This is a genomic window from Actinoplanes derwentensis, from assembly GCF_900104725.1.
GTDB lineage: Bacteria > Actinomycetota > Actinomycetes > Mycobacteriales > Micromonosporaceae > Actinoplanes > Actinoplanes derwentensis.
This window is the reverse complement of the sequence record NZ_LT629758.1, coordinates 6374695-6388602: the sequence shown is the minus strand read 5'-3', so window position 1 is coordinate 6388602 and position 13908 is coordinate 6374695. Positions and strand designations below refer to the sequence as shown.

The following is a 13908-nucleotide window of genomic DNA, read 5'->3' as shown; positions in this document are numbered from 1 at the left end:
CCAATCCCGTTCGGCCGATAAAGGAGCGCCAGGGTGTGATTCGGACAGGATCCGGCCCGCGACTGTCGTAACACCGACGATCTCTCAAAAAGATCGTGAGCCGTTCTGGCTGGACAAACAGGAGGGGGAGGGGCGATCCGGCGCGGCTGGGAACTAGCTGAGACGGACGTCATTACGTATTCTCCTGCAAGCGCTTGTCATGAACATGCCGGCCGTTCCCCCTCCTAGCGGCCGCCGCACGGGCAGACACGCTGATCGTTTCCTGCCGAACCCCTCGGGCGGAGCTTGATGAAGAGCCGTAACTGGTCGATCCGTTCGAAGATCATCGCGATGGTCGCGGTGCCGCTCACGGCAGTGCTCGCGCTCTGGGTCTTCGCCACCGTGGTGACCGCCGGTCCCGCCATCAACCTGATCGAGGCCCGGGACTCGGTGGCGAAACTGGGCGAGCCGGGTCTCCGGCTGATCTCCCAGCTGCAGCGTGAGCGGCACTTCTCCGCCATCTACCAGGGCACCACCCGGCCGGCGAAGACCGAGCTGGCCCGGGAGCGGTCCACCACCGATCAGATCATCGCCGAGTTCCAGCGGTCGGCCGGCGACGCCGAGCCCAATGAGGAGGTCGCGGCCCGGGTCAAGGACCTGCTGGTCGAGATCGACAAGCTCCCGGTGGCCCGGCAGGAGGTCGACGAGCGCACCCGGAGCTACTTCTACACCGTTCAGAACTACGACCGGATCATCGACGCCGCGTTCGATGTCTCCCGGACCGCCGCGGTCTTCTTCAACGAGCGGGTCGACCGGGAGAGCCGCGGCCTCATCTCCGCCTTCCGTGGCCTGGAGCACCTGAGCCGGATCGACGCTCTGCTGGCCGGCGCGAACGCACAGGGCCGCATCGACGCCGCGGTCCGGGAACAGATCATCCTCTCGATCGGCACCGCCGACTACCTGATCAGCTCGGGTGTCGCGGACCTGCCGGAGGAGGCGCAGGGCGACTACTCCAAGCTGATCACCGACTCCAGTTTTGTCGAACTCGACATTCTGAAGAAGAAGATGCTGGCCCAGGGGTACGTGGGTGGCCCTCCGCCGGTCGCCGGGGTCGAGTGGCAGGCCACCTACGACTACGTGGCGCAGGAACTGCGGTCCTTCGGCATGCGGGTGGTCGACGAGATCTCCGAGGATGCGACCCCGCTCGCCATCGACATCATCGCCCGGCTCGTCGCCGCCGCCCTGCTCGGCATGGTCGCCCTGGGCCTGTCGGTCTACGTCTCGGTGCGCCTCGGCCGCTCGCTGGTCGGCCGGCTGATCCGGCTGCGGCGCGAGGCCCTGGAGCTGGCCTCCGAGCGGCTGCCGTCGGTGGTGCGGCGACTGCGGCACGGCGAGAGCGTCGACGTCGACATGGAGACACCGCCGCTGGAGTACGGGCAGGACGAGATCGGTCAGCTCGGCCGGGCGTTCCGTGACGTGCAGCGGACCGCGGTGTTGTCGGCGATCGAGGAGGCGAATGTCCGCCGGGGCATCAACGACGTCTTCCTCAACATCGCCCGGCGCAGCCAGACGCTGTTGCACCGTCAGTTGTCCCTGCTGGACAAGATGGAACGCCGGGAGACCGATCCGCAGGAACTGGAGGATCTGTACCGGGTCGACCACCTGGCCACCCGGATGCGGCGGCACGCCGAGGACCTGGTCATCCTGGCCGGTGCGGCACCCGGCCGGGGCTGGCGCAACCCGGTTCCGGTGATCGACGTGGTCCGTGGCGCGATCAGTGAGGTGGAGGACTACAAGCGGGTGGACATCCGCACGGTCTCCACCGCTGCGCTGGTCGGCCGGACCGTCGGTGACGTGATCCACCTGCTCGCCGAACTGATCGAGAACGCCGCGTCGTACTCTCCGCCGCACACCCGGGTCCAGGTCAGTGGTCAGCTCCTGCCGAACGGTTACGCGGTCGAGATCGAGGACCGGGGCCTGGGCATGGCCGACGACGCGATGGAACTGGCGAACCGCCGCCTGGTGGAGCCGCCGGACTTCGACCCGGCCGACAGCGCCCGGCTCGGTCTGTTCGTGGTGGCGCAACTGGCCCACCGGCACGGCATCAAGGTGTCGCTGCGGACTTCGCCGTACGGCGGGATCACCGCGATCGTGCTGGTGCCGGGTGAACTGGTGGCGATCGTCCCGGGCACCTCGTCCGGCGGCACCGGCCCGCTGGCCGGTCTCGGGGACGGCGACTCGACGGTCGCGCTCGCGTGGCCGGGGGGCGGCGAGCCCCGGCCGATCAGCGCGAACGGCAGCCGGACGGCACTGGAGGAGGCGCCGGCGATGTTCAACGGTGCGACCGTCGGCGTACCGGTGATCTCCGGTCCGCAGCGGACCGCCACCGAACTCACCGGGCCCGCGCCGAGCAGCGTCGCGTCCGAGCTGAGTGCCGAGGGCCTGGTCCAGCGCAAGCGGACCCGCAAGGGCGAGGAGCCACCGCCGGTCGAGATCGAGGCCGAGACGGTCACCGGCCCACGCTCCGGCACGCTGTTGCCGGCTGATTCCGGGCCGTCCCCGGACCAGACGTTCGATCTGTCCATGCTCGACGAGATCGCGGCGGGCCTGCCCTCGGCGGCGCCCCGGTCGATCCCGCGCAACTCGACTCCGGCCGCGCCGGTGTCGCCGGCCCCATGGCCGCTGGACACCGGGATTCCGGCCGCACCGGTCGCGGACAGTCTCGGCGACGACGGTCTGCCCCGCCGGGTCCGGCAGGCCAACCTCGCCCCGCAGCTGCGCCAGGTAGTGGTGGATCCGGAACCGACCGGCCCGGCGCGCAGCCCGGAGCAGGCCCGCAGTCTGATGAGCGCACTACAGAGTGGCACCCGGCGTGGTCGTGTGGACGCGGCCCGCAAGGGGTCGCCGGCATCCCGGCCCGCCGTACCCGAACACGCCGTGGAGCCTGTCGGCGGGACGTTCGACGATGCCGCTACCGTCAGCTTCCCGGCTCTCGTGGACTCCGCCCGTGCGGACTCCACGAAAACGGGAGAGAAAGCACCATCCGGGCCGGAGGCCGGCGTGGCCGGCGACCACGTCGATGGACCCGGGGAGAACCTCTTGCTGGAGAAGGACGCATAAGTGGCACAGACGAAGCAGAGCGCGAACCTCAGCTGGCTCCTCGACGACCTCATCGAACGGGTGCCGACCGCGCAGCAGGCGGTGGTGCTCTCGGCCGACGGGCTGATGCTCGGCACGTCGGCGGGGCTGATCCGTGAGGACGGCGAGCACCTCTCGGCGATGGCGGCCGGATTCCAGAGTCTCGCCAAGGGCGCGAGCAGGCACTTCGAGGCGGGCGCCGTCCGGCAGACGGTGGTGGAGATGGAAGAGGCCTTCCTCTTCGTCACCGCCGCGGGCCAGGGCGCGTGCCTGGCCGTGCTCGCCTCGGCCGACGCGGACCTGGGACTGATCGCCTACGAGATGGCGATGCTGGTCACCCGGGTCGGTCAGACCATGGCAGCCCCCGAACGGTCGGTCCTGACGCCGTCCGACGTCTTCTGAGCAGCCGCGTGTGACCCCACACGATTGGCTGGACAACGATGCGGGGCCGGTGGTTCGTCCGTACGCGATGACCCAGGGCCGTGTCGCCCCGGTGGACTGCGACTTCGACCTGGTCGCGTTCGTCGTGGCAACGGTCCCCGACCTCACTTCGGGTCCGCAGTTGCAGCCGGAGCACCACGCCATCGTGGCTGCCGCCTGGGAGCCGATCTCCGTGGTCGAGCTGGCGTCTCAGCTCGACCTGGCGCTCGGCGTGGTCCGGGTGTTCCTCGGTGATCTACGCTCAGCGGGTTTGATCTCGCTGTACGAACCCCCGGCTGCCTCGCAGCCGCACGACGTCGACGTACTCAAGGCGGTTGTCAATGGACTCCGTGCGCTCTGACCGCAACGGCGGATCGTCGCGCATTCCCGTCGCTCTCAAGATCCTGATCGCCGGGGGATTCGGAGCCGGCAAGACCACCATGGTCGGATCGGTCAGTGAGATCCGGCCCCTGCAGACCGAGGAGGTGCTAACCGGCGCCGAGGGTGCGGACGACGTCTCCGGCGTGGAGGCCAAGACCACCACGACGGTCACGATGGACTTCGGCCGGATCACCATCACCGAGGACCTGCAGCTCTACCTCTTCGGTACGCCGGGGCAGGATCGGTTCTGGTTCCTCTGGGACGAGTTGTCCCAGGGTGCGCTCGGTGCCGTGGTGCTGGCCGACACCCGCCGGCTGGCCGACTGCTTCCCGTCGATCGACTACTTCGAGCAGCGCGGTACGCCGTTCGTGGTCGCGGTGAACTGCTTCGACTCCGACCACCGGTTCGCGCCGGACGCGGTGGCCCGTGCTCTCGACCTGGATCCGGGTGTGCCGGTCGTCCTGTTCGACGCCCGTGACCAGGTCGCCGCCCGTAACGTGCTGATCGAACTGGTGGAGTACGTGGCCCGTCGTCAGATGGCCGCCGCGGGCAGTCGCGCCAGGGCTTAACGCTGCTCCTGGACCTGGGCTGGCGCCTGGGTCCGGGGCGCGGGCGGCACACAGACCAGCCACGACGCCAGCCGCCGGACCGTTTTCGGCGTGACCAGGCCCCGTCGTACCAGATCGTCCGGTGTCTCGTATCCGCCGTTCTCGTAGCGGTCGACGGTGATCCGGTGTGCCTCGACCGGGGTGATCCCCCGCAAGCTGGAGATCACCGGCTCGGGTGCATGGTTGAGGTCGACCAGCCCGCCGTCGTCGTAGGTGCGCGGCAGATCGGGCCGCCCGATCGCGTAGTGCCTAGCGGCGGCCGGGTTGAACGCGGTGTACTGGCGGGCCAGCAGCCGCTGCTTGCGGGCTCGCCCGTTGTCGCCGGGGTGGTAGGCCAGGACCGCACCGTGGATCGACGCGAAGGCGATGACGAAGACGGCGAGGATCAGTCCGACGGCCTCCGCGTCCGATCCGATGTCGGCTTCCGGGGCGCTCGGGTCGACGGCCCAGAAGAACACCACCGCGGCGACCGCGAGGACGTAACCGGCGGCGGTGATCGTCTCGCGCCGGGTGCGCCGCTGGATCGCCGCGTATACGAAGTAGACGAAGCTGCCGAGTGAGCAGGTGATCAGCGGCAGCATGGCGGCCAGGATCACCTCGGCCCAGACGCCGCCGTCGCGGCGTGGCCCGAGCGGCACGCCGTGACCCCAGTTGGTCATCGCCGGGGGCGGTGACCAGGGCTGGGCCGGGATCGGCGGCACCGGCTGTGGCTGTGGTCGTTCGACGGCGGGCACCGCTGTGGCCGGTTCGTTGCGCAGGATCCGCCGGTGGGTCTCCTGGAGACGTTCGCCCGGTTCGGCGCCGAGTTCGTCCAGAAAGAACTCCCGGGCGTCGCGGAACGCGGCGAGTGCCTCGGCCTGCCGCCCGCTGCGGTACAGCGCGGTCATCAGCTGGGCCCGCAGGCCCTCACGCAGCGGGAACTCCTCGACCAGGCGGGCCAGTTCGGACACCAGCCCGGCGAAGCCGCCCCGGGCCAGCTCGATCTCGGCCCACAACTCCCAGGCACTGGCCCGTTGTTCGTGCAGCCGGGCGCGGGCGGCCTCGAAGATCGGCCCGGTCAGCCCGCCGAGGGCCTCACCCCGCCACAGGTCCAGAGCGGTCCGGGCGATCCGGGCGGCTTCCTCCAGGTGCCCGGCGCGTCGTTCGGCGTCGGCGCGGGCCAGCCCGTTGCGGAACTCTTCGGTGTCGAGGGCGCCGGTGCTCAGGACGTATCCGCCGTCGGTGAGGGCGAGCAGTTCGCCGGGGGTGCGGGGCGTCCGGTCCGGGTCGAGCACCCGACGCAGACCGGCCACGTACTTCTGTACGACGTTGGGGCCGTTCTCCGGCGGGTCGTCGCCCCAGACCGCGTCGACGATCCGGTGGGTCGGGACCGGCCGTCCGAGGTTCAGCAGCAGGACGGCCAGCACCGCGCGCTGTTTGGCGGGACCGAGGTCGAGTCGGTGGCCGTTCCGGAATGCCCGCACGGCCCCCAGCAACTCGAACCGTGCCGGGTCCGTCACCCCGTACACCCCCATTGACCAGCAGTTTCCCCCGACGGCAGCGGAACCGCAGCCGACGGCAGCATAGCCGCAGCGCATCGGCAGTCGTCTTGCGGAGGCTTCTCCCATCAACGCACCACCGGCCTCACGAGAAAAGACGAAACGATGAATGTTTTCACCAAACGCCTGGCAAGCACCGGTGCTCTGCTGATCGCCGGTTCAGTGCTGACCGCCTGTGGTGTGGGCGAGGCCGTGCAGGGGGTGGCCGAGGAGGTGTCCGCGGTCAGCAGACTGACCGACGCGGTGCCGACCACCGAGACTCCGGCCTTCCGGTACCGGATCAAGGGCGGGGTGCAGCCGATCGCGGGTGTGCTGGACGCCCCGCATCAGGCGATGGTCTCCGAGATCGACGAACAGATTCCGGACGCCGACTTCACCTTCTCGATGAAGCTCCTGGTCGTCGGCGATCAGAGCTGGACCAAGATCTCGTTCGACGGCGCGCCGGAGGGCATCGGGCTGCCGAAGGTGTCGAAGAAGTGGATGAAGCTGGATCTCTCCCGGTTCTCCGCGGCCGACGCCGAGGGTCTCACCTACAACGGCGAGACCGATCCCGGGTACGTGGGCGCGCTTCTGCTGGCGGCCGCGGATCTGACCGAGACCGGCACCGGGACGTTCACCGGCACCACCGACCTGACCCGGACGACCGCTGCCGAGATCGTCGAGCCCGAGGTCCTCACCGCCCTGGGCGAGAAGGCCAAGACCGTACCGCTGAAGGTGACCTTGGACGCCGAGGGCCGCATCGCGACCGCCGTCGTCGAGATCCCGGCGGCCGGCAAGGCGAAGGCCGGCACCTATGAGGTCACCTACGACCAGTACGGCAGTGCCGCTGCCGTGCGGGCCCCGGCCGACGGAGTCAAGGCCCCGGCGGACGTCTACGAGTTCCTGAAGAGCTGACTCCGGGGGCGGTCACCGCCGTCGGCACCGCGGGCCAAACGGGGGTCCGCGGCGCCGACGGCGGTGTGCTGGCTTGTGATCCCACGGTTCTGTGGTGGGATCGGCGCATGGGTTCGAGCCATGAATACGTCTTCGTCGGTTGCTACACCGGGGACAAGGGGGGCGAGGGGGACGGCATCACGCTGATCCGGCGTGATCCGGGAACCGGGGATCTGACCCGGCTCGGTCTGGTCGCCCGCACCCCGTCCCCTTCCTTCCTGGTCCAGCATCCGACCCTTCCGGTGCTGTACGCGGTCAACGAACTGGAGCAGGGCACGGTCTCCGCCTTCGCGGTCGCCCCGGACCACTCACTGACTCCGCTGGTGACACATCCCACCGGCGGATCGGATCCGTGCCACCTCGCGGTCACCGCGGACGGCCGGCACCTGGTGGTGGCGAACTACGCGAGCGGATCGGTGTCCGTACACCCGCTCGACGCCGAAGGCGTCCCCGGGGAGCGCAGCGACCTGCTCACTCTCGCCGGCTCCGGGCCGGACACGGAGCGCCAGTCCAGCCCGCACGCGCATCAGGTGGTGCCGGACCGTAACGGATCCGACGTGCTGATCTCCGACCTGGGTTCGGACCGGGTCTGGCGGTCCCGCCTGGATCCGGTCTCGGGCCGTCTCGGTGCCCCGGAACCGGCGGTGGCGGCGAAACCCGGCACCGGCCCGCGGCACCTGGTGCGGTCGGTGGACGGGGCGCTGCTGCTAGTCGGGGAGCTGACCGGCGCGCTCTCGTGGTATCGCCCGGCGGGTGGTCCCACGCTCGAGGCGCACGGGGAGACGGCGACCAGCACGCTGCCGGGACCGGTCTACCCGTCCGAGATCACGATGGGGCGCGACGGCCGGTTCGTCTATGTCGCGAACCGCGGGCCGGACACCGTCTCGGTCTTCGCCTGGGACGGTGACAGCGCCACGCTGATCGCCGAGGTGCCTGCCGGCGGAGTCTGGCCGCGGCACATGATCCTGCTCGGCGATCACCTCTACGTGACCAATCAGCGATCACACAACGTGACCATTTTCCGCATCGATCCGGAGACCGGGATCCCCGGGCTTCAGGGCGAGCCGACCGATGAGCCGACGCCGACTTGCCTGCTCCGGTGGAATCCGGCGTTGATCAGGCCATAGATGAGATCGGACATTGCGGCGCGTCGGCGACTTAACCTGACCAACCCGGCGCGCTGCAAGTCCTGCCACACACCGTTCGACACGAGGTGACTACGCTCCGTACTTTCTTGATCGAGAAGCGTCAGTCTGAGTAATTTTCGACCGAACGTGTATGGCATTCAGCTTCGGACATGAGCACTATTGACCGCGTGTCTGGCCGCCATCGTAGGAACTTCAACTCCAAGGGAGCGAGCGTCGTCGGAGGTGCGATGGCATTAGTCGTCGTAGTCGCCGGTACCTATCTCGGATATCAGCAGTTCGCTGACTCCGGGTGTGCCGGTTCGGTAACCCTGACCGTCGCGGCATCTCCCGAGATCAAGCCTGCCGTGGAGCAGGTCGTCGCACAGTGGCGCCAAGCAGGTGCCGAAGTAGACGGCACCTGTGTCGCGGTCGCCGTCAGCGACGCCAACTCAGCCACCATCGCCGGTGCTGTCTCTCGTGACCACTCCGTCACGCTGCCCGGTCTCGACAAAGCGCCTGACGCCGTCCAGGTCCCCGACGTGTGGATCCCGGATTCCTCGACCTGGCTGCTGCGCCTGCAGACCGAGGCCGCCGGCTTCCTGCCGAGCAACGTCACCTCGGTAGCGCAGAGCCCACTGGTCCTGGCCGCGCCCGAGCCGATCGCCGAGCGCATGGGCTGGCCGAACAAGAAGATCGGCTGGAACCAGCTGCTCAGCAACTTCAAATCCGACGAGCCGCTGTCGGTCGGCATCATGAACCCGACCATGGACTCGTCCGGTCTCACCAGCCTGCTCGCGATCAGTCAGTCGGTCGGCACCACATCCGCGGAGGCCAACCAGGCCAAGACCCGCGCGCTGACGGTGCTGGCGAACAACAAGTCGAACCTGCGCCAGGAGCTGATGGCCAGGTTCCCCAAGTCGGAGGCCGACATCGGCGGCGCCGACTCGGTGAGCCTCGCGCCGGTCTCCGAGGCGGACGTGGTGGCGTACAACGCCCAGCGTCCGGCCGTGCAGCTCGCCGCGATGTACCTCGAGCCGAGCCCGGTGCCGATGGACTACCCGTACACGATCATGCCGCAGGTGGTCGACCAGCTGAAGTCGGCCGCCGCCCAGGGGCTGCTCGCGCAGCTCTCCACGGCCGCCGCCAAGGACGCGCTGGCCGCCGCCGGCCTGCGGACTCCGGACGGCTCGTACGGCGCCAGCTTCGCGGCCCCGATGGGCGCACCGCAGGCGTCGCCGGCCGTCACCGCCTCGGCCACCAAATCGGCGAGCGGTGGCACCGCGGCCGCTGCCGAGACCGGTGCGGCGCTGAGCGCGGTCGTCGGTAGCTGGATCGCCATCACCACGCCGGGCCGGGCCCTGACGATCTTCGACACCTCCGGCTCGATGCTCGAACCGGTGCCGACCGCCGGGAACGCGACCCGTGCTCAGGTCACTCAGGCCGCCGCACGGACCGGTCTGACGCTCTTCAGTGAGAAGTGGTCGGTCGGTGTGTGGCGGTTCTCCACCAACGAGAACGGCAAGGTGCCGTACCGGCAGATCGTGCCGATCAAGTCGCTCAGCACCTCCCGGTCCGAGCTGCAGGCGTCGATCGACCAGCTCACCCCGAAAGAGGACGGCGGCACCGGCCTGTTCAACACCCTTCTCGCGGGCTACAAGCACGTGAAGAAGGAATGGGCGCCGAAGAAGATCAACTCGGTCATCCTCTTCACCGACGGCGACAACCAGTTCAACGACGGTCTCAGTGAGGACCAGTTCCTGTCGCAGTTCGAGAAGGAGATCGACCCGACCAAGCCGATCCGGGTGATCCTCATCGGTATCGGTACCGGTGTCGACGCGAACGAGATGAAGGCGATCCAGGCGGTCGACGAGAAGAACGTCGGCGTCTTCATCGCCGAGGACCCGACGAAGATCACCACGATCTTCGCGCAGGCGATCGGTTCGCGTACCGGCGTCCGGTGATCGTCCCGGCGGCCGTCGTCCCTCAGGGGGCGGCGGCCGTTCGGCGCATCCAGCCGGCCGGGTCCTCACGAACCGCCCGGATCACCGTGTCGGCCGCGCCCCGCATCGCCGCGTCCGCGCCCAGTTCCGCCGCCCGCAACTCGACCGGGGCCAGGCCCGCGGTCAGTACCCGCCGCCGCAGTTCGGTCTCGATGCCATCGCGCAGTGCGGCGTAGACCGGCGCGTACGCCCCGCCGAGCACGATGACCGGGATGTCCAACAGGTTGACGACGACGGACAGGGCGATGCCGAGGGCCGCCGCGGCGAGCGGCACGTCGTCCTCCAGGGCCTCCTGGCCGGCGTACTGCTCCAGGCAGCCGCGGGCACCACAGCGGCAGGGCCGGCCGTCCGGGAAGACGGTGACGTGCCCGATCTCGCCGCTCCAGCCGCGCACACCCCGGTAGAGCTCGCCGCCGAGAACCAGCCCGGCTCCGATGCCGACCTCGCCGGAGACGTACAGGAAAGTCGGGTTTCCGCCGGTCACCCGCAGCTCGCCCAGGGCGGCCAGATTGGCCTCGTTGTCCACGGTCACCGGCAGGCCGGCCAACTCGGGGACGGCCCGCAGAGCGGCCACCGCGTCCACGTCCTGCCAGCCCAGGTTGGGAGCGACCCGGACCAGGCCGCTGGTGACCAGGCCGGGCACGGCGAGCGCGGCCCCGGCCACGGTCAGCCCGCCGGTTTCGGCGGCGAGCCGGGCGCGGGCGGCCAGCGTGCCCAGCGCGGCCAGGGACTGGGCCGGATCGGCGGGTCGCTGGTCGGCGTGCTCGACGTAGCGCAGGCGGACCGTGCCGGTCAGATCGACCACGCAGGCGGCCAGATAGTCGACGTTGATCTCCAGCCCGAGCCCGGCCGGGCCGGCCGCGGAGAGCGCGAGCCCGACCGCGGGACGACCGGCTCCGGTGCGCGGTGGCGGTGCGACCTCGACCAGCAGGCCACCGGCGACGAGGTCGTCGACAAGGGCGGAAACGGTCGCGCGGGTGAGTCCGGTGACCGCCGCGACAGCGGCCCGAGATGGCCGATCTGCGCTGTTCGCCACAGTGTGCAGCACCAGCGCGAGATTATGGGCGCGCACACTGGCCTGTCGTACCGGCGTGGTCGGGACGGTCAGCACGCCCTTGACAGTGCCATACATGAGTCAAATAATTCAACCACTAAACAAATCCCCGCAGTTACACAACGTTTCGTGGAGGTAACCCGTGTCGCTCCAGGCCACTCGTGATGACAAGTTCTCCTTCGGCCTCTGGACCGTGGGCTGGCAGGCTCGTGACGCGTTCGGTGACGCGACCCGCCCGGCCCTCGACCCGGTCGAGGCCGTGCACAAGCTCGCCGAGATCGGCGCCTACGGCATCACCTTCCACGACGACGACCTGGTGCCGTTCGGCTCCGACGCGCAGACCCGCGACGGCATCATCGCCGGGTTCAAGAAGGCGCTGGACGAGACCGGCCTGATCGTCCCGATGGTCACCACCAACCTGTTCACCCACCCGGTGTTCAAGGACGGCGGCTTCACCAGCAACGACCGTTCGGTCCGGCGCTACGCGATCCGCAAGGTCCTGCGCCAGATGGACCTCGGTGCCGAGCTGGGCGCCAAGACCCTGGTCCTGTGGGGCGGCCGCGAAGGTGCCGAGTACGACTCGGCCAAGGATGTCGGCGCCGCCCTCGACCGCTACCGCGAGGCCCTCAACCTGCTCGCGCAGTACTCCGAGGACAAGGGCTACGGCCTGCGTTTCGCCATCGAGCCGAAGCCGAACGAGCCCCGCGGCGACATCCTGCTCCCGACCGCCGGCCACGCCATCGCGTTCGTGCAGGAGCTGGAGCGCTCCGAGCTGTTCGGCATCAACCCGGAGACGGGCCACGAGCAGATGTCGAACCTGAACTTCACCCAGGGCATCGCCCAGGCGCTGTGGCACAAGAAGCTGTTCCACATCGACCTGAACGGCCAGCACGGCCCGAAGTTCGACCAGGACCTGGTCTTCGGCCACGGTGACCTGCTCAACGCGTTCTCCCTGGTCGACCTGCTGGAGAACGGCCCCGACGGCGGCCCGGTCTACGACGGCCCGCGTCACTTCGACTACAAGCCCTCGCGCACCGAGGACTTCGACGGCGTCTGGGAGTCGGCGGCCGCCAACATCCGGATGTACCTGCTGCTCAAGGAGCGGGCCAAGGCGTTCCGCGCCGACCCCGAGGTGCAGGAGGCGCTCGCCGCGTCCAAGGTCGCCGAGCTCAAGGCCCCGACCCTGAACCCGGGCGAGGGCTACCAGGAGCTGCTCAACGACCGCAGCGCGTTCGAGGACTACGACGCCGACGCCGTCGGTGCCAAGGGCTTCGGCTTCGTCAAGCTGAACCAGCTGGCGATCGACCACCTCCTCGGGGCCCGCTGATCATGGCGCTTGTTGCCGGGATCGACAGCTCGACCCAGTCGTGCAAGGTCGTGATCCGTGATGCCGAGACCGGGAAGCTGGTCCGGCAGGGCCGTGCCAGTCACCCGGACGGCACCGAGGTCCACCCGGACGCCTGGTGGACCGCGCTCCAGCAGGCGATCGTCCAGGCCGGTGGCCTGGACGACGTGGCCGCCGCCTCGGTCGCCGGGCAGCAGCACGGCATGGTCGCGCTCGACGAGAACGGTGAAGTGGTCCGCCCGGCACTGCTGTGGAACGACACGCGCAGTGCCGGTGCGGCCGCCGACCTGATCGCCGAGCTGGGTGGCGGAGCGGCCTGGGCCGACGCCGTCGGCATCGTGCCGGTCGCCAGCTTCACGCTGACCAAGCTGCGCTGGCTGGCCCGTAACGAGCCGTCCAACGCGGCGAAGGTGGCCGCGGTGTGCCTGCCGCACGACTGGCTGACCTGGAAGCTCTCCGGATCCACCTCGCTGAGTGACCTGAAGACCGACCGCAGCGACGCCAGCGGCACGCTCTACTGGTCCGCCAAGACCAACGAGTACCGGCGCGACCTGCTGGAACTCGGCTTCGGGCGGGACCTGATCCTGCCCGAGGTGCTCGGCCCCACCGGGATCGCGGGGCACCTGCCCAACGGTGCCCCGCTGGGCCCGGGCGCCGGTGACAACGCGTCGGCCGCTCTCGGCACCGGCGCGCTGCCCGGTGACGTGATCGTCTCGATCGGCACGTCCGGCACGGTCTTCGCCTCGTCGGAGGTCGCGCCGAACGACCCGTCCGGAACGGTGGCGGGTTTCGCCGACACCACCGGCCGGTTCCTGCCGATCGTGGTCACGCTCAACGCGGCCCGGGTCCTGGACGCGGCCGCCAAGCTGCTGAACGTCGACCACGACGAGCTGTCGAAGCTCGCGCTGTCGGCGCCGGCGGGGGCCGACGGCCTGGTCCTGGTGCCCTACCTGGAAGGGGAGCGCACCCCGAACCGGCCGGACGCCACCGGTGCGATCCACGGGCTGACGCTCAAGACGTCGACCCCGGCGCACCTGGCCCGGGCCGCCGTCGAGGGCATGCTCTGCGCGCTCGCCGACGGACTGGACGCGCTGACCGCGACCGGTGCCGCGGCGAACCGGATCGTGCTGGTCGGTGGCGGGGCGCGCAGCGAGGCGGTCCGCCGCATCGCGCCCGCGCTCTTCGGCAAGCAGGTGCTGGTCCCGCCGCCCGGTGAGTACGTCGCCGACGGCGCGGCCCGGCAGGCTGCCTGGGTCACCGCTGGTGGTGACCTTCCGCCGGTCTGGTCGGCGGAGACCCCGGCGGTGTACGAGGACGACAGCGTCCCGTTGATCCGCGCTCAGTACGCGGCCGCTCAGCACGCGGTGATCGACCGCACCCGCTGA

At 69.8% G+C, this 13908-nt stretch carries 11 protein-coding genes; 9 read left to right on the top strand and 2 right to left on the bottom strand.

The window, feature by feature from the left end; all coding sequences use genetic code 11:
• Positions 1–288 precede the first annotated feature (288 nt).
• The 4 genes from BLU81_RS27985 to BLU81_RS27970 all read left to right on the top strand — a co-directional run bounded on the left by BLU81_RS27985 (position 289) and on the right by BLU81_RS27970 (position 4487).
• The gene (locus tag BLU81_RS27985) at positions 289–3099 is read left to right on the top strand and encodes a sensor histidine kinase (RefSeq protein WP_092547651.1); all 2811 of its coding nucleotides are present in this window, start codon (positions 289–291) and stop codon (positions 3097–3099) included.
• On the top strand, positions 3100–3519 hold the full coding sequence (locus BLU81_RS27980; RefSeq protein WP_092547647.1) for a roadblock/LC7 domain-containing protein: 420 nt from the start codon (positions 3100–3102) through the stop codon (positions 3517–3519).
• A gap of 67 nt (positions 3520–3586) precedes the next feature.
• On the top strand, positions 3587–3898 hold the full coding sequence (locus tag BLU81_RS27975) for a DUF742 domain-containing protein (RefSeq protein ID WP_231954830.1): 312 nt from the start codon (positions 3587–3589) through the stop codon (positions 3896–3898).
• Positions 3879–4487, top strand: coding sequence for a GTP-binding protein (locus BLU81_RS27970; RefSeq protein WP_092547644.1), 609 nt, complete (start codon positions 3879–3881; stop codon positions 4485–4487). The genes BLU81_RS27975 and BLU81_RS27970 overlap by 20 nt, the downstream gene beginning before the upstream one ends.
• Here the strand turns inward: BLU81_RS27970 and BLU81_RS27965 are convergent.
• Positions 4484–6025 (bottom strand): BTAD domain-containing putative transcriptional regulator, encoded by a 1542-nt coding sequence (locus tag BLU81_RS27965; protein WP_172890634.1) that lies wholly within the window; start codon positions 6023–6025, stop codon positions 4484–4486. The genes BLU81_RS27970 and BLU81_RS27965 overlap by 4 nt on opposite strands.
• Before the next feature lie 144 nt (positions 6026–6169).
• Here BLU81_RS27965 and BLU81_RS27960 point away from each other — a divergent pair, with 144 nt between their 5' ends.
• From BLU81_RS27960 to BLU81_RS27950, 3 genes are all read left to right on the top strand, one after another.
• Positions 6170–6958, top strand: coding sequence for a hypothetical protein (locus BLU81_RS27960; protein ID WP_092547632.1), 789 nt, complete (start codon positions 6170–6172; stop codon positions 6956–6958).
• Between the two features lie 107 nt (positions 6959–7065).
• Positions 7066–8124, top strand: a complete 1059-nt coding sequence (locus tag BLU81_RS27955) for a lactonase family protein (RefSeq protein ID WP_092547629.1) — start codon at positions 7066–7068, stop codon at positions 8122–8124.
• A gap of 248 nt (positions 8125–8372) precedes the next feature.
• On the top strand, positions 8373–10085 hold the full coding sequence (locus tag BLU81_RS27950; protein ID WP_092547626.1) for a VWA domain-containing protein: 1713 nt from the start codon (positions 8373–8375) through the stop codon (positions 10083–10085).
• Positions 10086–10107: 22 nt separating this feature from the next.
• Here BLU81_RS27950 and BLU81_RS27945 read toward each other — a convergent pair whose 3' ends face one another.
• Positions 10108–11256: an ROK family transcriptional regulator gene (locus BLU81_RS27945; RefSeq protein ID WP_092547616.1), complete on the bottom strand. Its 1149-nt coding sequence runs from the start codon at positions 11254–11256 to the stop codon at positions 10108–10110.
• A 64-nt stretch (positions 11257–11320) separates the two neighbouring features.
• On the opposite strand from BLU81_RS27945, the gene xylA reads away from it, so the two are divergent.
• Both xylA and xylB read left to right on the top strand, forming a co-directional pair.
• Positions 11321–12505 (top strand): xylose isomerase, encoded by a 1185-nt coding sequence (xylA, locus tag BLU81_RS27940; RefSeq protein WP_092547615.1) that lies wholly within the window; start codon positions 11321–11323, stop codon positions 12503–12505.
• Positions 12506–12507: 2 nt separating this feature from the next.
• Complete coding sequence (gene xylB, locus BLU81_RS27935; RefSeq protein WP_092547614.1) at positions 12508–13908, top strand: xylulokinase; 1401 nt, start codon at positions 12508–12510, stop codon at positions 13906–13908.

Coding starts and splice junctions, on each gene's coding strand:
- xylB (WP_092547614.1), top strand. CDS start 12,508: ATGGCGCTTGTTGCCGGGATCGACAGCTCGACCCAGTCGTGCAAGGTC.
- BLU81_RS27985 (WP_092547651.1), top strand. CDS start 289: ATGAAGAGCCGTAACTGGTCGATCCGTTCGAAGATCATCGCGATGGTC.
- BLU81_RS27950 (WP_092547626.1), top strand. CDS start 8,373: ATGGCATTAGTCGTCGTAGTCGCCGGTACCTATCTCGGATATCAGCAG.
- BLU81_RS27960 (WP_092547632.1), top strand. CDS start 6,170: ATGAATGTTTTCACCAAACGCCTGGCAAGCACCGGTGCTCTGCTGATC.
- BLU81_RS27970 (WP_092547644.1), top strand. CDS start 3,879: ATGGACTCCGTGCGCTCTGACCGCAACGGCGGATCGTCGCGCATTCCC.
- BLU81_RS27945 (WP_092547616.1), bottom strand. CDS start 11,256: ATGTATGGCACTGTCAAGGGCGTGCTGACCGTCCCGACCACGCCGGTA.
- BLU81_RS27975 (WP_231954830.1), top strand. CDS start 3,587: ATGACCCAGGGCCGTGTCGCCCCGGTGGACTGCGACTTCGACCTGGTC.
- BLU81_RS27955 (WP_092547629.1), top strand. CDS start 7,066: ATGGGTTCGAGCCATGAATACGTCTTCGTCGGTTGCTACACCGGGGAC.